This window comes from Devosia sp. Leaf64, assembly GCF_001421945.1.
In the GTDB taxonomy this organism is placed as follows: Bacteria; Pseudomonadota; Alphaproteobacteria; order Rhizobiales; family Devosiaceae; genus Devosia.
In genome coordinates this window covers 192,215-211,685 of sequence record NZ_LMLO01000012.1, presented here as the reverse complement: position 1 = coordinate 211,685, position 19,471 = coordinate 192,215, and the positions used below count along the sequence as shown (strand labels likewise).

The following is a 19,471-nucleotide window of genomic DNA, read 5'->3' as shown; positions in this document are numbered from 1 at the left end:
TCCAAAATGCGCCAGGGGCGGCGCTGCAGTGCTGATCATGAATCCGGGACGATAGGCGCCGTTTTGCGCTGCGCCATCCTCCCCAAACAGAGGGGCATTTAGCCTCGAACCCGACCAAACCATGCACGCCGGATTCTGATAGGGGTATGATTTTATATCATGCCGGGCGCCATCATTTGCCCACTAGTATTCCGGCCATGGGGACGCCTCTGCTGCCCTGGCAGAACGGCGGAAGTCAAACAACAACAAGGTAGGAATATGTCGAACAACCAGTCGCCGTTCGCGCTGAGCCGCCGCCAGTTCATGGCCGGCGCCGCCGGGCTCGGTCTCACCACTCTGGCCAGCGGTCTCATCGTGCCGCAGGCCTTTGCGCAGGAAGCAACCCCCAAGCGCGGTGGCGTCCTGAAACTGGGCATCGGCGGCGGCTCGACCACCGACACGTTCGACATTCGCGTGCTCAATGATTGGGTGCCGGTCAACCAGGCCTATATGACCTTCAACGGCCTCGTCGAAATCGACAAGGACAACCAGGTCCAGCCCGAGCTCTTCGAAAGCTGGGAGCCCTCGGCCGATGCGAAAGAGTGGACCTTCAAGATCCGCCAGGGCGTCACCTTCCATGATGGCAAGACGCTCACCGCCGAAGATATCCTCTATTCGCTGAACCTCCATCGCGGCGAAGCCTCGACCTCCGCGGCCCGTTCCACCGCCGGCCAGTTCGCCGATGTGGTCAAGGTTTCGGATACCGAGATCAAGATCGTCCTCGATAGCGGCAATGCCGATCTGCCCTATATCCTGTCGGATTATCACTTCCTGATCGTCTCCGAGGGCTTTGAAGACTGGACCAAGCCGATCGGCACCGGCCCCTTCAAGCTCGAAAGCTATGAGCCCGGCGTGCGAGCCCGCTTCACGCGCAATGAAAGCTACTGGAAGCCCAACACCGCCTGGGTCGATGCCGTCGAAGTCATCGTCATCAACGATATCGCGGCCCGCACCAATGCGATGATGAGCGGCCAGGTCCACGCCATCAACCAGCTCGACTTCAAGACCGTTGATCTTTTGAAGCGCAATCCCAACCTTGAAGTCGTGCAGTCCGCCGGCGGCCAGCACTTCACTTTCCTCATGGATTGCACCCAGGGCCCCTATACGGACAACAATGTCCGCATGGCGATCAAATACGCCATCGATCGCGAGCAGCTCCTCACCACCGCCCTTCGTGGTTATGGCAAGCTCGGCAACGATCACCCGATCCCAGTCACCGATCCGTTCTATGCCGCCGACCTGCCGCAGCGCGCTTACGATCCGGAAAAGTCGAAATTTTATCTCAAGGAAGCGGGCCTCGATTCCCTCGATATCGAGCTCTCCGCCTCTGATGCTGCCTTCTCCGGCGCCGTCGATGCGGCTGCGATCTTCCAGTCTTCGGCTGCGGCCTCGGGCATCAATCTCTCGATCAAGCGTGAGCCAAGCGATGGCTACTGGTCCAATGTCTGGATGAAGGCGCCGTTCTCGATGGGATATTGGGGCGGCCGTCCGACGGCGGACCAGATGCTCACTATCGCTTACTCCTCGACCTCCGCGCAGAACGACACGCATTGGAAGAACGAGACGTTCGACGCCAAGCTCGTCGAAGCCCGCGCGCTTCTCGACAATGCGAAGCGCAAGGAAATCTACGCTGAGCTCCAGCAGCTGATCTCAGACGATGGTGGCGCGATGATCCCGATGTTCGGCGATTATCTCGATGCCGTCTCCACCAAGCTCGGCGGCGTCACCACTCACCCGATGTTCAACTTCATGGGCGCGCGCCTCGCTGAAAAGGTTTGGCTCGAAGCATAATGATCGAACTCATCCTTAAGCGTGTCGCGCTGGGGATCCTGACGCTTCTGCTGGTGTCCGCGTTGATTTTCGCGGGCACCCAGCTCCTGCCGGGTGACGTCGCCTCGGCAATTCTCGGACAGAATGCAACGCCGCAATCGCTTGCGGCGCTCCGACAGGACCTCGGCCTCGATCTGCCTGCGTGGCAGCGTTACCTCACCTGGCTCCAGGGCTTCGCCACGGGCGATCTCGGCATGTCGCTGGCCAATCGCCAGCCCGTCGCCGATCTCCTCTGGCCCCGCTTTGGCAATACCATGGCGCTTGCCGCCTATGCTGCCATTGTCTCGGTGCCGATTGCCGTCCTTCTCGGTCTTGCCGCTGCGGTCCGCCGCGGCGGCATTTTCGATCGCGGCATCAACATCGTCGCGCTCGCCTTCGTGTCGCTGCCCGAATACTTCTTGGGCCTGTTGCTCATTCTCTTCCTGTCGGTGCAGTTCAACCTCTTGCCGAGCCTTGCCGATACCTATGCGGGCATGAGCTTTCCCGATTGGCTTCGCGCCACGACCCTGCCGGCCCTGACGCTGGTTCTGGTCACCGTGGCACAGATGATGCGCATGACGCGTACCGCCGTGCTCTCGGTCATGGATCAGGCCTATGTGGAAACTGCATTCCTCAAGGGCCTCCGCACCAAGCGGGTCGTCCTTCGGCACGCACTGCCCAATGCCGCCGCGCCCATCGTCAATGTGGTGGCGTTCAACATCGCCTACCTCATCACCGGCGTCGTGCTCGTCGAAGCGATCTTCAATTATAACGGGCTCGGGCGCTTCATGGTCGATGCCGTCGCCAAGCGCGATCTGCCGCTGGTGCAGGCTGCGGCCATGGTTTTTGGGGCGGCCTATGTCATCCTCAATTCCATTGCCGATATCGCCGCCATCGCCCTCAATCCGCGTCTGAGGCATCCACGATGACAGCCAAACTCAAGGCAATCCCCATCTCCGCCTGGCTGGGCCTCGCCATCGTGACGCTCAACCTCCTCGTCTTCATCCTTGGGCCGATCCTCGCGCCCTATGGGCAGAACGAAATCGTCGGCGCGCCATTCGATCCCCCATCGGCCCAGTTCTGGTTCGGTCTCGATCAAAACGGCCGCGACATGTTCTCTCGGCTTCTGGCCGGCGCGCAGATGTCCATCGGCGTTTCGCTCGCCGCCTCGCTGATCTCCTTTTCGATCGGGATACCGCTCGGCTTCATCGCCGCGCTTTTCGGCGGCTGGGTCGATACGGTGCTGTCGCGCATCGTCGATACCGTCATGTGCATTCCGGTGCTGATCTCGGCTCTGGTGGTGTTGCAGGCGCTCGGCTCATCCGTGCCGGTGCTGATCTTCACCATCGCGCTGCTCGACAGCACCCGCGTGTTCCGTCTCGCCCGTGTCGTCGCCCAGGGCATTTCAGTCCTCGAATATGCCGAAACTGCGCGTCTCCGCGGTGAAAGCCTTTTCTGGCTGATCACTCGCGAAATCCTGCCCAATGCCCTGCCGCCGCTCATCGCCGAATTCGGCATGCGCTTCTGCTTCACCTTCCTCTTCGTCGCCGGCCTTTCTTTCCTCGGCCTCGGTATCCAGCCGCCCTTCGCGGATTGGGGTGGCATGGTGAAGGATAATCAGCAGGCCATTTTGTACGGCCTCTACGCGCCGCTCTTCCCGGCCGCCGCCATTGCGCTTCTCACCATCGGGGTCAATCTCGTGGTCGATTGGCTGCTCAATTCCGGCGCCGCAGTTCAGGGAGCCGATCGTTGAGCAATATCCTGACTATTCGTGGCCTGAAGGTCGCGGCTCCTAACGGCGCCATCCTCGTCGATGGCATCGACCTCGATCTCGCCCCCGGCGAAGTCTTGGGGCTGATCGGTGAATCCGGCGCCGGCAAGTCCACCATCGGCCTTGCCGCCATGGGTTATGGCCGTGGTGGCTGCCGCATTGTCGGCGGCAGCATCACCATTGGCGAAACCTCGCTGATGGACGGCTCGCGCGCCACCCGCGAAAAAATGCGTGGCGCCCGCATCGCCTATGTCGCCCAGTCGGCAGCGGCGGCTTTTAACCCGGCCATCCGCATTGGCGAACAGATCGTCGAAGGCGCGCTCTACCACGCCAAGATGACAAGGCCGGAAGCGGAAGCCTGGAAGCTCGAGCTTCTCAAAACCCTGCAATTGCCCAATCCCGAAACTTTTGGCGATCGCTATCCCCATCAGGTCTCGGGCGGTCAGTTGCAGCGCGCCATGGTCGCCATGGCCATGTCCTGCCGCCCCGATGTGCTCGTCCTCGATGAACCCACCACGGCCCTCGACGTAACGACGCAGATCGAAGTGCTGGCGCTGCTTCGTAGCCTGATCCAGCGCTACAAGACCTCGGCCCTCTACATCACCCATGACCTCGCCGTCGTCGCCCAGATTGCCAATCGCATCATGGTGCTGCGCCACGGCAAGCTCGTGGAAGAGGGCACCGCCGAACAGGTGCTCGAAGCCCCGCGCGAGGATTACACCCGTATGCTCGTCGCCGAGCGGCAGGGAAATCTCTCCAATGCCGTGACCGACCATCCGATTGGCGAGGTGCTGCTCGACGTAAAGGCGATCGACGCCTATTATGGCAAGACCGCAGTCCTCGAGAACATCTCCTGCCAGCTCCGCCGCGGCGAAACCCTCGCTGTCGTCGGGGAATCCGGCTCAGGCAAATCGACCCTGGCGCGCTGCATCGCGGGGCTCCTGCCGACCTCGTCTGGCATGATCAGTTTCGACAAGAACCGGCTTGAACGCTCCTACAAGAAGCGCTCGAAAGAAGAACTGCGGCGCATCCAGCTCGTCTATCAACTCCCCGACGTGGCGCTCAATCCGCGCCAGACCGTCGGCGAGATCATCGGCCGCCCGATGAAATTCTACTTCGGTATGCATGACGTGCCGCGGGAGAAGGAGGTCGCGCGCATGCTCGATCTCATCGGCCTGCCACAGGAGTTCGCCACGCGTCTCCCCGGCGCGCTTTCCGGCGGCCAGAAGCAACGCGTTTGCATCGCCCGCGCGCTGGCGGCCAAGCCCGATCTCATCATTTGCGACGAGGTCACATCGGCCCTCGATCCGCTGGTGGCCGAGGAAATTCTAAAACTCCTCAAGAGCCTCCAGTCCGAGCTTGGCCTTTCCTATCTCTTCATCACCCACGATCTCGGCGTCGTCCGCCGCCTTGCCGACCGCACGCTCGTCATGCAACGCGGCAAGATCGTGGAGCAGGGGGCAACGGCCGAAATCTTCCAGCCGCCCTTCCACCCCTATACCGAAGAGCTCGTCATCTCCGTCCCCGAACTCCGCCGCGACTGGCTGGACGACGTTCTCGCCAAGCGCAAGGTGGCGGTTTAGCTCCAAGTTATCCTCACTCTCGATGTCACCCCGGCCTTGAGCGGGGGGCATCACCCACACCGGCCGTCATCCCCGCGAAAGCGGGGATCCATCCTGAGATCTCAAGATGGGCCCCAGCCTTCGCCGGGGTGACAACCGCAAATGGGCGAGCCCACGCCCCCAAAAAACACTCGGACCACCCCATGACCATCCGCATCACCGAACACATCTGCATCCCCCTCAGCGACGGCACGCGCCTCGGCGCGCGCCTCTGGCTCCCGGAAGATGATGCCAAGGTCCCGACTATCCTTGAATACATTCCCTATCGCAAGCGCGACGGCACCCGTGGCCGCGACGAGCCTATGCATGGCTTTTTCGCGCAAAACGGCTATGCCGCGATCCGCGTCGACATGCGCGGTTCGGGCGAAAGCGACGGCCACATGGCCGACGAATATCTCAAGCAAGAACAGGACGATGCGCTCGAAGTCATCGCCTGGATCGCCGCCCAGCCTTGGTGCGACGGCAATGTCGGCATGATGGGCAAGAGCTGGGGCGGTTTCAACGGCCTTCAGGTTGCCTCAAGGCGGCCGCCGGCTCTGAAAGCCATCATCACGGCCTATTCGACCGACAATCGCTATACCGACGATATCCACTATATGGGCGGCTTGCTGCTCAACGATAATCTCTGGTGGGGCACGATCATGTTGGCCTACCAAGCCCGCCCGCTCGACCCCGAAATCGTCGGCGAAGGCTGGCGCGACGCCTGGCTCAAGCGCGTCGAAGACCTGCCCTTCTTCCCCGCGCTCTGGCTCGAACACCAGCGCTATGACGACTATTGGAAGCACGGCTCGGTCTGCGAGGATTTTTCCGATATCGAAGTCCCGGTCCTCGCCATCGGCGGCTGGGCCGACAGCTACACCAATGCCGTGCCGCGCCTCCTCGAAGGTCTCAAAACTCCGCGTAAGGCGATCATCGGGCCTTGGGGCCATATCTATCCGCAGGACGGCGTCCCCGGTCCGGCCATCGGTTTCCTGCAGGAAGCGGTGCGCTGGTGGGATCACTGGCTCAAGGGCCGCGACACGGGCGTCATGAACGAGCCCGATCTTCGCGCCTATATCAATGACAGCGTCGCCCCCACCGGTACCCGCACCGACGCGCCCGGTCGCTGGGTCGGCGAAGCCAATTGGCCGTCGCCATCTATCGCGCCCAAGACCTTCACCCTTGGCAGCGACCATGCCCTTCACACCGGCACGGCTCCTGCCGGCACGCTGACCATCTGCTCCCCCCAAAGCCACGGCAAAGCCGGCGGCGAATGGATGGGCACCGGCTGCGTCGGCGAACACCCGACTGACCAGCGCCTCGACGATGGCGCCGCCCTTGTCTTCGACACGCCGGCCCTGACCGAAAGCTTCGACGTCCTCGGCGCTCCGCTGCTCAAGCTCCGCGTGGCCTCCGACAAGCCGGTCGCCCAGGTCTCGGTCCGTCTCTCCGACATCCGCCCCGACGGCACCGTCACCCGGATCAGCTATCAGGTCCTGAACCTCACCCATCGCGACAGCCACGAGAACCCCGAAGCGCTCGTCCCCGGCCAGTTCTACGACGTCACGGTAAAACTCAACGACTGCGGCCACCGCTTCGCCGCCGGCCACGCGATCCGCGTCGCCATCGGCACATCCTATTGGCCCATGGTCTGGCCATCGCCAGAACTCGCGACCCTCACCATCGACACATCGAGCAGCACGCTCTCGCTGCCCGTCCGCTCGTCGAACGACGCGTCGGTCGTCCTCCCGCCGCCGGCCCACGGTCCCGCGACCACGACCACCCAACTCGATCCCGGCACCGTCCGCCGCTGGTCGAGCCAGGACCATGTCGCAGGCACGACCACCTATGTCACCGAAGGCATCGGAGGTCTCTTCGGCGAGGGCATTTTGCGCTTCGATGATATCGGCACGGAGCTCAGCCACTCGCTGAAGCGCAATTTAACGATTTCGGACTACGAGCCGCTCAGTGCTAACTATCTGCTAACGCAATCGTACCAGATGGGCCGCGACGGTTGGCGCATCGGCATCGACAGCACGACCGAAATGCGCGCGGACAAGGACACGTTCTATCTCACCGGAACCCTCTCGGTCAGCGAGAATGGCACGGTGGTCAAAACGCGGGAATGGAGCCAATCCTTCCCCCGCGATCTCATGTAAAAAAGAGCCCGCCAACTTGGCGGGCTCAATCATTTCAAGCCTTTAGCACGATGACCTTGGTATCAACCGGGGTCTTGGCATAGAGGTCCATCATATCCTGAGTAAGAAGGCCCACGCAGCCGCTCGTCACGCCCTTGCCGATCGTTTCCGGCATGATGGTGCTATAGATCGTGAACAGCGTGTAGCGGCCGTCCTGATAGAGGTAAAGCGTTCTGGCGCCTAACGGATTTCCAAGGCCCGGCGGCATGCCACCCGCATATTTGGCGACCTCAGGCTGCCGCGCGATCATCTCCTTCGGCGGCGTCCAGGTCGGCCATTCCGCCTTGCGCCCGATATAGGCTTCGCCGCTCCAAAGGAAACCGGCGCGGCCGATATTGGCGCCATAGCGTGTCGCCATCCCGTCGCCTTCGATACGGTAGACATAGTAATTCTTGGGGTCGACAATGATCGTACCGACGGCTTCCTTGCTGTCGTAACGCAATGTGCGGCGCATATATTTTGGATTGAGCTTGTTGAGGTTGACCGCCGGAACCGGAAACCGCTCATTGGGCAGGGGGCCATAGATCCGCTCGGCTTCAGCCGTGCTCATGCCCGTTCCGGTCGAGGCGCAGCCCGCCATGCCGAGGACTGCAAGGCTCGCAGACCCCACGAGAAACATGCGCCGGCTCATCGAACTGGCCCCAAGGCCACCGGCCATGCTCTTCACCGCATCGGTCATATCAGCGCTCATGCTTGAATTCTCCCTGCCGCCCGACCCGAGGTCTCTGCCTCTCCCAGGCTGGCAGCGGCGAGATTGGTCCCAAAGCCAAGGCTTGGCAAGGGACTTTGGGCAACAGTCGGCCTATTGCTTGGGCGCAAAAAGCCGATCGCGCGAGCCCATCAGATGGTTGCGCATCAGGGTTCGTGCCGTATCGCCGTCGCTGGTCGAGATCGCCTCGAAGATGGCTGTGTGTTCGACGAGGACATGGCTCAACCCGTCGCTGGTCCGCCGCAGCGACAGACCATGCAACCGCATGCCGACCGCGATGTGCTCTTCGAGCGCCTGCATCGCCGTCACAAAATAGGGGTTCACCGAGGCTTGGGCGATGCTGAGATGAAACATGAAATCCGCATCGGCCCGGTGCGCCTGGCGATTGGTCGCGTCCCGCAAAAGGTTCAGCGCCGTCTTGATCTTGCCAAGCGCCTCGGGGCTGCGTCGCTGGGCCGCCATTGCCGCGGCTTCTGGCTCGATGGTCAGGCGGAAATCATAGCAATGCTGCAGGTCCGACAGGTTCTCCATCTGGCCAAAGCCGAGCGGCTCGCGGATGCCTTGTTCGCGCACAAAACTGCCGGCGCCGCGGCGGGAATAGATCATGCCTTGGTCGCGAAGGCGCTGGAGCGCGTCGCGGACGACGGGGCGCGATACCTGAAACTCGGCGGCGAGGGCATGCTCTGTCGGCAGACGCTCGTCGACAGCGTAGGCGCCGGATTTGATCGAGCGCTGGATGCGGTCGAAAACCGTATCCGCGAGGTTGCGCCGCCCGGTGAGACTATCCGACATGGCTATGCACTGGGCTCCCGGCGCTGAGATATGGGGCGAGTAGGGTGGACAAGGTGTCCGGATCGCCAAAACCGCCCGATTTGGTGATGACAGTCAAGTCTCCGGCCCGGGCATTGGGCAGTCCAGGCAAGGCTTCCCCCAGGAGTTCGAGCACGGCGATGCCGAGTTGCTCGAGAATGACCTGTGCCGTGGCGCCGCCCGAGAGAACCAGCAGTGAGCCCGGCGGCGGAGAAAGTGCGGCCAGGGTTTTGCCAAGGGTGGTGGCCACGGCCTTTCCATCGGCCGGCGACGTGCCTGGCGTTGCCTGGATGATGGTGAGTTTTGAGGCGCCGACCAGCGGCGCGCCGTGCCCGTTTGGCGCGTCGATATAGCTGATTTTTTGGTCAGCGGCGCGCAGGCGATCGAGCTGGGCGAGAGTGATCGGATCGGTCGAGCCGATGACACAATAGGCCGGGCCTTTGGGAAAGGTGATCCTCGGCTCGGCAGCATCTGGTGCCATGGCTTTCGCCATCGCCTCGGCGAGCCCACGGGCGCCAATGGGCAGGTCGAATGCTCTGTTAAGCGCCTGGTCGATGTCCACCTGCTCGGCGATATCGGGAACCACGGAAGCGAGCGCGTGGCGGCCGAGACGGTCGGCAACGATGATAGGTTCGGGGACGCCAAAACCTCGGATCGCGCCATCTTTCACCAAGCGCCCAAAGGCCGGGATCGCAGGGATGACAAGACTCCTCTGATGCGGGATGGCATCGAGCTCGGCTTCGATGTTCCCCTTTAGGCGGGAGTCGACTTTCTTGAACAGTGGCGTCCCAGTCGGGAGTGCGGCAAGCGCATCGCGTACAGCGGCGTTTGCCGCTTGCGGCGAGATTTCGCGGCTATCGGTCGAGACGCTGACGATGCGCGCGCCTGTGGCGATTGCTTGGGGTAGGGCCGCCACATTGAGCGCCACGGCCGTCGAAATCCCGCGCATGGCAAAGGGCGCGGCTGCGTCCAATGCGCCGGTCAGATCGTCGGCTATGATCGCCCGTTCAAGCATGGATGAGAGCTGCTCGCCTTTGGGCCTGTACATCGGGATCGGGATCGAGGTTGGCAGCCAGCAGGCGCTGGGTATAGGGCTGCTGCGGTGCGTCAAAAATCTGCGCAGTCGGGCCGTACTCGACGATCTCGCCCGATTTCATGACGATGACGGTATCGGCAAAGTCTCTGACAACGCCGAGATCATGCGCGATGAACAGGAATGAAATCCCGAGCCGCTGGCGCAGGCCATCGAGTAGAGCGATCACCTGCGCCTGAATGGACACGTCGAGGGCTGACACCGCTTCGTCGCAGATGATCAATTCCGGCTCGAGCGCCAGCGCCCGGGCAATGGCGATGCGCTGCCGCTGACCACCGGAAAACTGGTGCGGATAGCGGTCGACATGTTCTGGCGAGAGGCCGACCTGTTCGAGCAGCTCGATCACCCGCGCCCGGCGTTTGCTCCGATCGGGCATCAGCTTGTGGATGTCCCACCCTTCGGCAATGAGCTGATAGACCGACATGCGCGGATTAAGCGATTGCGTCGGATCCTGAAACACCATCTGGATCTGCCGGCGCACGCCCAGGAGTTCGCTGCGGCCCATGGTGATGAGATCGCGACCCTTCCACAGCGCTTCCCCGCTATCGGCTTCTTCAAGCCGGAGCAGGGTGCGCGCCAAGGTCGATTTACCCGAGCCGCTTTCGCCGACAACGGCAAGGCTCTGGCCGCGCGCCAGTGTCAGCGACACGTCTTTGAGCGCGGCAAACTTGCCATAGGTTTTGCAGAGCTTTTTGGCGTCAAGCAGCAGCGGCGCCGCCTTATCGAGTAGTTTGATCTCGCCCTTGCCGGGCGCCGCGTCGATCAGCTTTCGCGTGTAGGGGTGTTTTGCGTTGTGATAGACATCGCGGGTGACACCTTCCTCGACGATCTCACCTTTGTTCATGACCACGACGCGATCGGCGATTTCGGCGACGACCCCGAGGTCGTGGGTAATCAGCACCAGCGCCATGCCGGTTTCGGCCTGCAATTCCTTGAGCAGCGCCAGCACTTCGGCCTGAATGGTCACGTCGAGCGCGGTGGTCGGCTCGTCGGCAATCAGGATATCGGGTTTCAGCATCAGCGCCATGGCGATCATCAGGCGCTGGCGCTGGCCGCCGGAAAACTGATGCGGATATTTGTGCATCGCCTTTTCAGGCTCAGGGATACCGACGCGGGTCACCAGTTCCAGCGCACGGGCCCGCGCCATGTCGGCGGGCCGGCCATGGGCGGTCATCATCTCCACGATTTGCCAACCCACGGTATAGACCGGGTTGAGATGGCCCAGCGGATCCTGGAAGATCATGGCGATCTTCTTGCCGTTGAGCGCCCGGTGCTTTTCGTAGGAGACCTTAAGAAGGTCTTCGCCCTCATAGAAAATCTCGCCCGAAACGATCTCGGCCGGCGGCATGTCGAGCAGATTCATCACCGCATTGGCGGAAACGGATTTTCCGGAGCCGCTTTCGCCAAGGATTGCCAGCGTTTCGCCACGCCCGACAGACCAGCTCACATTCTTGACCGCATTGACGGTGCCGCGGGCGGTGTGAAAGTCGACCGAAAGGTTTTTTACCGTGAGCAGGGGTTCAGACATTCTTGGTCTTCCTTGCTTCGAGGCGCCAGCGCTGGGCGGGGTCGAGTGCAATGCGCATCCAGTTCGACAGGAGGTTCAGCGATAGGGCGGTGATGACAATCATCAGGCCCGGCCAGAAGGCCAGCCACCAGGCGGTGTTCAGATATGGCCGGCCCTGCGCCACCATGAGACCCCAGGTGATATCGGGCGGCTGCACGCCGATGCCGAGGAAGGACAGCGAAGACTCGGCCAGCATGACGAAGGCGAAATCGAGCGTTGCGATGGTCACGAGCGTCGGCGCCACCACGGGCAGGATATGGCGCAGGATGATGCGCGCATGGCTTGCGCCCATCACCGTCGCCGCCTGCACGAACATGCGCTCGCGCACTTCAAGCACTTCGGCGCGGGTGGTGCGCAGATAGATCGGAATGCGGGTGATGGCGAGTACGAGGATCATGTTGGGGATCGATGGCCCCAACACATAAAGCACGACCACGGCGATCAGCAGCGAGGGGAAGGACATGATCACGTCGGCGAGGCGCATGATCACCTGCGAGGTGTTCTTGCCCATATAGCCGGCGACAAGGCCGAGTCCGGCGCCGATCGTCAACGCGGCAACCACGGTGCCGGCCGCGATCAACATGGTCGAGTGCGCCGCAACAACGAGACGTGCCAGCATAGGGCGGCCCAGCGAATCACCACCGAGGAAGAAGGCCCAGCCGCGATCAAAGCTGAACGGCGGGAAATTGCGGCCACGCAGGTTTTGATCGCCCGCGAGTTCGCCGAGCAAGGTCGGACCAAGCAGCGCAAAGAGGACGATGATCAGCAGCACCACGGCTGAGATAAAGGCCAGCTTGTCCCGCCACAGCATCGAGAGCAGCGAGGGGCCGTGCGCAGTTGGCGCAGAGGTTTTGGCGAGCGACAGGTCTGCCATCATCGCCTCCTAGTTACGAATTCGCGGATCGAGCAGGCCATAGGCGAGATCGATCAGGATGTTCATGATGAAAATGGCCACGGCGGTGACCATGATGGCCGCCAGCACCACGTTGAAATCGCGCTGCAGGATGGAGTCGATCATCAGCTTGCCGACTCCGGGGAAGCCAAAAATGGTCTCGACGATGACGGCGCCGTTGAGCAAGGCCGCAGCCTGGTCGCCGATGACGGTAATCACCGGCAGCATGCCATTGCGCAGCGTATGGACGAAAATCAGCGGCAGGTTTTTGACGCCCTTGGCGCGGGCGGTCTTCACATAGGGCGCGCCGAGGGCCGAGATCATCGAGCCGCGCACCACCTGCACCACGAGCCCAAAGGGCCGGATGAACAGTACGGCGATCGGCAGCACCCAGTGCATCGGTGTACCGACACCGGAGGTGGGCACCCAGCCGAGGCCAATGGAGAAGACAACGATCGCGACGATGGCGATCCAGAAATCGGGGGCCGAAGCGCCGATTAGCGAGACGATCGACACCAGCCGATCAAAGAACCCGCCGACATTAAAGGCGGCCAGCGAGCCGAGGATAATCGCCGAAGTGACGACAAGGCCCATGGTGATCAGCGCCAGCGGCAGCGTCCAGGCATAGGCCTCGAGCACAACATCGATGGCCGGCCGCGCCTTGCGCAGGCTCTCGCCGAAATCGAGCTGCAGCAGATCGAGCACATAGCGGCCAAACTGCTCGATGAGTGGCAGATCAAGCCCGTGGAGCGCGCGGAACTGCTGCTTCATCTCTTCGGTCGCGTCGATGGGCAGAAAGAGAACTGCCGGGTCGCCGGTCAAGCGCGAAAGGAAGAACACCAAGATCATCAACCCCAGAAGGGAGAGAAGGCTGGCGATCGCTCGCTGTCCGATCATTTTGGTCATGCCGGTCACCCGTATTTTGAAAATTTGAGGTGCCGGGAAAGTCCCGGCACCTCGCAATCAGACCCTGGGACAGGTCTTACTTGAAGCCGATTTCGCTCAGCTGCAGCTGCTGGTTTGTCGCGATGGTCGGCGTGAAGTCGAGGCGTTCGCTGACGCGGCTGAGGCCAACCATGTGGAACAGCAGGACGTCGGCAACGACTTCGTCGTGGAGGTAAGCGAAGAGCTCGGACCAGAGACCAGCACGTTCGTCGCCGGTTGCAGCCGAGGCGCGGGCGATCAGGTCGTCGACCTTGGGATCGTTGACGCCGGACTGGGTACCTTCGCTGTCATACTTGAAGAACATCGAGAAGACCGGGTCGCCGCGGCTATTGTCGTGCTGGGCAAGAACCAGACGGGTGCCTTCGCTTTCGGGGTAGGGCTTGGAGTAGAACTGCTCGTGCTCGGCCACTTCGACCATGCGCACGGTGGCGTTGAAACCGACGTCCTTGAGCATGTCGGTCAGGGCTTCGGCCACTTCCGTCACGTTGGGGAAGTTTTCGGTACGGGCAATGATCTCGATGGGAAGGCTCGTATCTACGCCGTCGGCCTTGGCTTCTTCCAGCCACTTCTTGGCCTGTTCGGGATCATAGGCCGGGACCTTGACGTCCGGGTTCCAACCGAGCGTCGTCGGCGGGACCATGGCGACGGCGAGTTCAGTGCCTTCAGGCAGAACGGTGCCGATAAAGGCTTCGCGGTCGATTGCTGCATTCAGCGCCTTGCGAACGCGGATGTCGCTGGTTGGCGCATCCTGGTTGTCGACGCGGAGATAGACGGTTTCCGAATTGAGGTAGCTGAAGTCGGTCGCCGGGTTGTTGGCAACTTCGGCGGTGATCTGCGGCGCGATATCGGCTTCACCGGCTTCGACCATGGCAGCGCGAACGGCTGGCTCCGAGCGGAACACATAGGTCGCCTTGGTTACGGCCGGGGCTTCACCCCAATAGTCATCGCGACGCTCGAGCACGATCTGCTGGCCGGCGGTCCATTCGGTCAGCTTGTAGGGGCCGGTGCCGATGGGGTCGCGGACGAATTCCATCGGGGTTTCCGACGGAACGATGGTGACAAGGCTCATCAGCAGCGGCAACACCGGCTGGGCGGGCTCGGCCTTGATGTTGATGGTCAGGTCGTCGACCACATCGAAGGTCAGCGCGGTGTCAGCGAAGTAGCGCTTGCTCTCGCAGGTGATCTGGTCGGAGAAAACGCGGTCAAAGGAATGCTTGACGTCGGCAGCATCAAAAGCCGAACCGTCCGAGAACTTTACGTCCGGGCGCAGCTTGAACTGCCACACGCCGTCGCCCTGGTCTTCCCAGCTTTCAGCCAGGCGCGAGGTGAGACCCTTGTCGCCACGCACGTCGAGTTCGGTCAGCGTTTCGCTGATATTCTGCAGAATAACGCGGCCGATATTGGAGCGGGTCGCCATGCAGGGCTCGACCAGATCAAGCTCTTCGCTCAGCACAACGGTGATATCGGTATTGGCCTGCGCCAGGGCAGGGGCAATGGTCGTGGACGCCAAAAGGGCGCCGACCAGAATCGGCTTTAGCAACAAGGTAACCTCCCATCGCAGCTTGACGGTGCCATGAGCGTCGCTGCGGGGCGCTCATGCATATTCCTCCGAGGACGGACGAGGTCCTTCCTTGTGGTTGAGCTAATTCCATTCGGACCTATGTTGTCAAACCAAAAATTATCGACATTACAACTTCATACTTTGTGCGTCTTTAAGACATTGAAAATGCATAATAAAAAGAGATACGGCTCTGGCAATGATTGCAAATTTTAAGAAACTCAAGATTGACAACATGTCTGCGAATGTGAAATTTGACCCAACCAAAGTGAAGGGGAGAGCTATGTCGCCGGAGGAAATTGCGGCCCGTATGGATGGTCGTCTGGTTTCTGGTGCCGATGGACGGCTTGAGGCATTTTTGCCTTCGCCCATGGTGCAAAATCACGCCGCCTTCATCGAGCGCCTGGACGATGGCACGCTTGCCTGCCTCTGGTTCGGCGGCACGCTCGAAGGCAAGTCCGATATTTCCATCTATGGCACGACGCTCAGCGGCGGCGCCGAAAGCTGGACGCCATCGGTGCGGCTCAGCCACGATCCCGATCGCTCCGAGCAAAACCCGGTGCTCTGGCGCAATGGCGCCGGCCAGTGGCAGCTTTTTCACACCGCCCAGCCCTCGGGCAATCAGGACGAGTGCTTGCTGCGCGCCCATACTATTTCCGTCTCGGGTGGCACGCTGACCGGCGAAGAGCCGCGCACCATCGACCTGCCGCTCGGCAGCTTCATTCGCGGCCGTTTTGTCCGTCGCAATGACGGCGCTTGGATGATGCCGATCTTCCGCTGTATCTCCCGTCCCGGCCAACGCTGGAATGGCAGCCACGATACCGCCGCCGTTGCCGTCAGCACCGACGAGGGCCAGACCTGGACCATGTCCGAAGTGCCTGGTTCGATCGGCTCGGTCCACATGACCATCGTGCCGCTCGATGGCGATCACATGGTTGCCTTGTATCGCCGCCGTCAGTCGGACTTCGTCCATCGCTCGGAAAGCCTTGATGGAGGCAAGACCTGGTCTGCGCCCGCGCCGACCGACGTGCCGAACAACAATTCCTCGATTAACGTCATCCGCCTTGCCGATGGGCGCTTGGCGATGCTGTGCAATCCGACCTCGGCCGCCACTTCGTCCGATCGCCGCGTCTCGCTCTATGACGAGATCGAAGAGGGCGACGATCGTCCCGACGCCTCCGGCGGCTGCGCCCCGATCTGGGGCGTGCCCCGCGCGCCGATGGCGCTTTGCGTCTCGAGCGATGGCGGCAAAACCTGGCCGCTGCGCCGCATTGTCGACGACAGCCCCGGCACCTGCCTGTCCAATAATTCCGTCGATGGACGGAACAAGGAATTGTCCTACCCCTATCTGCTGGAAGGCGAGGACGGCGCATTGCACGTCGCCTACACCTATTTCCGGCGTGCCATCAAATATGTCCGTCTCCCCGTGGGATGGATCGACGGAGAACACTCGTGAGCGACATCATCGGCATTACCATGGGCGACCCGGCTGGCGTCGGCCCCGAAATTTCGGTGAAAGCCGTGGCGGAGATGTCAGCCGACGAACGCGCCCGCACCCGCATCTATGGCAATCGCGAAACCCTCGATAAAGCACGCACGGCCCTTGGCGTTGATGTCGACCTCGATGGCGTGGTTGTTGACCTCCCTATCGAAGGCGGGCCGCTACCCTGGGGCAAGCTCGATCCACGCGGTGGCGACGCCGCCTTCCGCTTCATCGAAAAAGCCGTTCGCGATTCCGAAGCCGGCAATATCGGCTGCATCGTCACCGCTCCGATCAACAAGGAAGCGCTGAACCTCGCCGGTCATCACTACGACGGCCACACCGGCATGCTGGCGCACCTCACTGGCCAGAAAACGGCCTGGATGCTGCTCGGCTCCGAACGGCTCAAGGTCATTCACGTCTCGACCCACGTGTCCCTGAAGACCGCCATCGATCGCGCCACGCCCGAGCGCATCCTCGCGACCATTCGCACCGGCAACGAACACCTCAAGCGCATCGGCTACGAAAACCCGCGCATCGCCGTCGCCGGCATCAATCCGCACTGCGGCGAAAGCGGCCTCTTCGGCAATGAAGACGATTTACAGGTCGTCCCCGCCGTCGCCATGGCCAAGGCCGAAGGCATCAATGTCGTCGGCCCCATCTCGGCCGACACGGTTTATCACCGTGCCTATACCGGCGCCTTCGATCTCGTCGTCGCGCAATATCACGATCAGGGCCACATCCCGATCAAGCTCGTCGCCTTCGATACCGCCGTCAACGTCTCGCTTGGCCTGCCCATCGACCGTACCTCGGTCGATCACGGCACCGCCTTCGACATTGCCGGCACCGGCAAGGCCAACCACACCAATATGCAGTCCGCCATCGCCTATGCGCGGCGACTCGTTTCGGGGAAGAAGTGATGAATCCGGCTAAAAATCTCCCCGTCTCCGGCGTCTTCTGCGCCTCCGCAACGCCCGTCCTTGAGAACGGCGCACCCGATCACGCCGCCTTCGCCGCCCATTGTAAGGCCCTCATCGAAGAGGGTTGCGATGGCGTCGCTCTCCTCGGCACCACCGGCGAAGCAAACTCGTTCAGCATCGCCCAGCGTCAGGACTTGCTCGAACAGGTCATCGTCGCAGGCCTCGATCCGCAGCGCTTGCTCCCCGGCACCTCGCAGACCAACGTTCCCGACAGCATTACGCTTGTAAAGCACGCGGTCGAAGCCGGCGTAAAAGCCTGCGTCGTGCTTCCGCCCTTTTACTATAAGGGCGTCAGCGACGAGGGCCTCTTCCGCTTTTATGCAGAACTCATCGAAGGCGTCGGCAGCAATGACCTGCGCGTCATCCTCTACCACATCCCGCCCATCGCCCAGATCGGCATCTCGCTCGACCTCACCGCGCGCCTCCGCGAAGCTTTTCCCGGCGTCATCGTCGGCGTGAAGGATTCTTCAGGCAAAATCGAGAGCATGCAGGCCTTCGCTGGGGCATTCGAGAATTTTTCTGTCCTTGCCGGCGCCGACCCCTTCATGCTGCCGCTGCTGCGCTCGGGCGGGGCAGGGTGCATCACCTCCAGCTCCAATCTCATCGGCAAGCATCTGCGCGTCGTCTTCGACAATTGGTTCGATCCCGCGCAGAACGATAAGGTCGATGCCGCCCAGGCCCGCATCAATGCCTGGCGCGATCTTTCCAACGCCTATGTGCAACTCCCCACCATCAAGGCCATGCTGGCCAAGCGTCGTAACCACGCCGGCTGGACCCGCGTCCGCCCGCCGCTGGTCGATCTGACCCCGGCCGAGCTCGACACCGTCTGGGCCAAGATGGCCGAGCTGGAGGCGCAGGAAAATGTCTGACGCCATCCTCTCCATGGCCCGCCAGATCACGCTGGTGCAGCCGTCCCGCCTCGAAATCGGCGCTGGCGCCGTTTCGCGCCTCGCCGAGTGGGCCGAAAGCTACAATCGCATCTTCGTCGTCGCCATGGCTCCAACCGTTGGTTTTGTCGATCGCATCGGCCTCAAGGGTGCTGTCGAAACTTTCACCGACATTCCGCCCGAGCCCGATCTGCCGGCGGTGGAAGCCGTCCTCGCCGCTGCTCGCGCCTTCAAGCCCGATCTAGTCATCGGTCTCGGCGGTGGTTCGGTCATGGACGTTGCAAAACTCGTCGCCGTTCTTTGGGACAGCGAGCAATCCATTCTCGATGTCGTTGGCCCAAACAAGGTCCTCGGCCGCCGCACCGCCCTTGCCCAGGTGCCCACCACTTCCGGCACCGGCTCCGAAGCCGGCATCCGCTCGCTCGTCACCAATCCCGAAACCCTCGCCAAACTCGCGATCGAAAGCCGGCACATGCTGGCCGATATCGCCGTCCTTGATCCCGAACTCACCTATTCTGTGCCCGCCGCCGTCACCGCCGCCACCGGCATCGATGCGCTGGCGCACTGCGTCGAAGCCTTCACCAATATCAAGTCACACCCGCTGATCGACGGCTACGCCACCTTGGGCATCGAACTCGTCGGAAAATACCTCGCCCGCGCCGTCGCCAACTGCTCCGATACCGAAGCCCGCGCCGGCATGATGCTCGCCTCGTATTACGGCGGCGTCTGCCTCGGACCCGTCAACACCGCTGGCGGCCACGCTCTGGCCTACCCTCTAGGCACGCGCCTCAAACTGCCGCATGGCCTCGCCAATGCGATCATCTTCCCGCACGTCCTCGCCTTCAACGCGTCGGCACGCCCGGAAAAGACCGCCGCGGTGCTGACCGCCCTCGGCCTGCCCGCCCATGCCGACGAGCGCATCGTTCTCGCTGGTGCGCAGGATTATTGCAGCGCCCTCGGCGTCAATATGAGCCTCAAAAGCCACGGCGCGGATGAAGCCGACCTTCCGCTCTGGGCTGCAGAAGCCTTCGCCATCAAGCGGCTGATCGACAACAATCCGCGCCCCCTTGCCGAGGCCGATATCTTGGCGATCTACCAAAGCGCGTTCTAACGACGTCCTTGACAGCGCAGC

16 protein-coding genes are annotated in these 19,471 nt (G+C 62.1%); 9 read left to right on the top strand and 7 right to left on the bottom strand.

Annotated features, from left to right (window positions below):
* The first annotated feature begins 258 nt into the window (after positions 1-258).
* From ASE94_RS06490 to ASE94_RS06470, 5 genes are all read left to right on the top strand, one after another.
* Positions 259-1,830, top strand: coding sequence for an ABC transporter substrate-binding protein (locus tag ASE94_RS06490; protein WP_062629696.1), 1,572 nt, complete (start codon positions 259-261; stop codon positions 1,828-1,830).
* The gene (locus ASE94_RS06485; RefSeq protein ID WP_061911852.1) at positions 1,830-2,777 is read left to right on the top strand and encodes an ABC transporter permease; all 948 of its coding nucleotides are present in this window, start codon (positions 1,830-1,832) and stop codon (positions 2,775-2,777) included. Before ASE94_RS06490 ends, ASE94_RS06485 begins: the two co-directional genes overlap by 1 nt.
* Positions 2,774-3,601 carry an ABC transporter permease gene (locus tag ASE94_RS06480; RefSeq protein WP_061911853.1) on the top strand — a complete coding sequence of 276 codons (828 nt, stop codon included), beginning with the start codon at positions 2,774-2,776 and terminating at the stop codon, positions 3,599-3,601. Before ASE94_RS06485 ends, ASE94_RS06480 begins: the two co-directional genes overlap by 4 nt.
* A complete protein-coding gene (locus ASE94_RS06475; protein ID WP_062629695.1) occupies positions 3,598-5,202 on the top strand; it encodes an ABC transporter ATP-binding protein in 1,605 nt (534 codons plus the stop codon). Before ASE94_RS06480 ends, ASE94_RS06475 begins: the two co-directional genes overlap by 4 nt.
* 182 nt (positions 5,203-5,384) lie before the next feature.
* Complete coding sequence (locus ASE94_RS06470) at positions 5,385-7,379, top strand: CocE/NonD family hydrolase (RefSeq protein ID WP_062629694.1); 1,995 nt, start codon at positions 5,385-5,387, stop codon at positions 7,377-7,379.
* 34 nt (positions 7,380-7,413) lie between these two features.
* On the opposite strand, the gene ASE94_RS06465 is transcribed toward ASE94_RS06470, so the two are convergent.
* The 7 genes from ASE94_RS06465 to ASE94_RS06435 all read right to left on the bottom strand — a co-directional run bounded on the left by ASE94_RS06465 (position 7,414) and on the right by ASE94_RS06435 (position 14,974).
* Positions 7,414-8,109 (bottom strand): L,D-transpeptidase, encoded by a 696-nt coding sequence (locus ASE94_RS06465; protein ID WP_062629693.1) that lies wholly within the window; start codon positions 8,107-8,109, stop codon positions 7,414-7,416.
* Between the two features lie 111 nt (positions 8,110-8,220).
* Positions 8,221-8,919 (bottom strand): FadR/GntR family transcriptional regulator, encoded by a 699-nt coding sequence (locus ASE94_RS06460; protein ID WP_061911857.1) that lies wholly within the window; start codon positions 8,917-8,919, stop codon positions 8,221-8,223.
* Positions 8,909-9,952 carry a four-carbon acid sugar kinase family protein gene (locus tag ASE94_RS06455; RefSeq protein ID WP_062629692.1) on the bottom strand — a complete coding sequence of 348 codons (1,044 nt, stop codon included), beginning with the start codon at positions 9,950-9,952 and terminating at the stop codon, positions 8,909-8,911. Before ASE94_RS06455 ends, ASE94_RS06460 begins: the two co-directional genes overlap by 11 nt.
* Positions 9,945-11,558, bottom strand: a complete 1,614-nt coding sequence (locus tag ASE94_RS06450) for an ABC transporter ATP-binding protein (protein WP_062629691.1) — start codon at positions 11,556-11,558, stop codon at positions 9,945-9,947. The genes ASE94_RS06455 and ASE94_RS06450 overlap by 8 nt, the downstream gene beginning before the upstream one ends.
* Complete coding sequence (locus ASE94_RS06445) at positions 11,551-12,471, bottom strand: ABC transporter permease (protein ID WP_061911860.1); 921 nt, start codon at positions 12,469-12,471, stop codon at positions 11,551-11,553. The genes ASE94_RS06450 and ASE94_RS06445 overlap by 8 nt, the downstream gene beginning before the upstream one ends.
* 9 nt (positions 12,472-12,480) lie before the next feature.
* Positions 12,481-13,395, bottom strand: a complete 915-nt coding sequence (locus ASE94_RS06440) for an ABC transporter permease (RefSeq protein ID WP_061911941.1) — start codon at positions 13,393-13,395, stop codon at positions 12,481-12,483.
* A gap of 76 nt (positions 13,396-13,471) precedes the next feature.
* Entirely contained in the window at positions 13,472-14,974 is a 1,503-nt protein-coding gene (locus ASE94_RS06435; RefSeq protein WP_062629690.1) for an ABC transporter substrate-binding protein, read from the bottom strand.
* Between the two features lie 301 nt (positions 14,975-15,275).
* On the opposite strand from ASE94_RS06435, the gene ASE94_RS06430 reads away from it, so the two are divergent.
* The 4 genes from ASE94_RS06430 to ASE94_RS06415 are packed head-to-tail and all read left to right on the top strand — an operon-like array spanning position 15,276 to position 19,450.
* Positions 15,276-16,448, top strand: a complete 1,173-nt coding sequence (locus ASE94_RS06430) for an exo-alpha-sialidase (protein WP_062629993.1) — start codon at positions 15,276-15,278, stop codon at positions 16,446-16,448.
* A complete protein-coding gene (gene pdxA, locus ASE94_RS06425; protein ID WP_062629689.1) occupies positions 16,445-17,392 on the top strand; it encodes a 4-hydroxythreonine-4-phosphate dehydrogenase PdxA in 948 nt (315 codons plus the stop codon). Before ASE94_RS06430 ends, pdxA begins: the two co-directional genes overlap by 4 nt.
* Positions 17,392-18,321 carry a dihydrodipicolinate synthase family protein gene (locus ASE94_RS06420; RefSeq protein ID WP_062629688.1) on the top strand — a complete coding sequence of 310 codons (930 nt, stop codon included), beginning with the start codon at positions 17,392-17,394 and terminating at the stop codon, positions 18,319-18,321. Before pdxA ends, ASE94_RS06420 begins: the two co-directional genes overlap by 1 nt.
* Positions 18,314-19,450 carry an iron-containing alcohol dehydrogenase gene (locus tag ASE94_RS06415; RefSeq protein WP_062629687.1) on the top strand — a complete coding sequence of 379 codons (1,137 nt, stop codon included), beginning with the start codon at positions 18,314-18,316 and terminating at the stop codon, positions 19,448-19,450. The genes ASE94_RS06420 and ASE94_RS06415 overlap by 8 nt, the downstream gene beginning before the upstream one ends.
* Positions 19,451-19,471 lie beyond the last annotated feature (21 nt).

Excerpts from the sequence above, each read along its gene's own strand:
- ASE94_RS06490 (WP_062629696.1), top strand. The coding sequence starts at position 259 with ATGTCGAACAACCAGTCGCCGTTCGCGCTGAGCCGCCGCCAGTTCATG.
- ASE94_RS06485 (WP_061911852.1), top strand. The coding sequence starts at position 1,830 with ATGATCGAACTCATCCTTAAGCGTGTCGCGCTGGGGATCCTGACGCTT.
- ASE94_RS06480 (WP_061911853.1), top strand. The coding sequence starts at position 2,774 with ATGACAGCCAAACTCAAGGCAATCCCCATCTCCGCCTGGCTGGGCCTC.
- ASE94_RS06470 (WP_062629694.1), top strand. The coding sequence starts at position 5,385 with ATGACCATCCGCATCACCGAACACATCTGCATCCCCCTCAGCGACGGC.
- ASE94_RS06465 (WP_062629693.1), bottom strand. The coding sequence starts at position 8,109 with ATGAGCGCTGATATGACCGATGCGGTGAAGAGCATGGCCGGTGGCCTT.
- ASE94_RS06460 (WP_061911857.1), bottom strand. The coding sequence starts at position 8,919 with ATGTCGGATAGTCTCACCGGGCGGCGCAACCTCGCGGATACGGTTTTC.
- ASE94_RS06455 (WP_062629692.1), bottom strand. The coding sequence starts at position 9,952 with ATGCTTGAACGGGCGATCATAGCCGACGATCTGACCGGCGCATTGGAC.
- ASE94_RS06450 (WP_062629691.1), bottom strand. The coding sequence starts at position 11,558 with ATGTCTGAACCCCTGCTCACGGTAAAAAACCTTTCGGTCGACTTTCAC.
- ASE94_RS06445 (WP_061911860.1), bottom strand. The coding sequence starts at position 12,471 with ATGGCAGACCTGTCGCTCGCCAAAACCTCTGCGCCAACTGCGCACGGC.
- ASE94_RS06440 (WP_061911941.1), bottom strand. The coding sequence starts at position 13,395 with ATGACCAAAATGATCGGACAGCGAGCGATCGCCAGCCTTCTCTCCCTT.
- ASE94_RS06430 (WP_062629993.1), top strand. The coding sequence starts at position 15,276 with ATGTCGCCGGAGGAAATTGCGGCCCGTATGGATGGTCGTCTGGTTTCT.
- ASE94_RS06420 (WP_062629688.1), top strand. The coding sequence starts at position 17,392 with ATGAATCCGGCTAAAAATCTCCCCGTCTCCGGCGTCTTCTGCGCCTCC.
- ASE94_RS06415 (WP_062629687.1), top strand. The coding sequence starts at position 18,314 with ATGTCTGACGCCATCCTCTCCATGGCCCGCCAGATCACGCTGGTGCAG.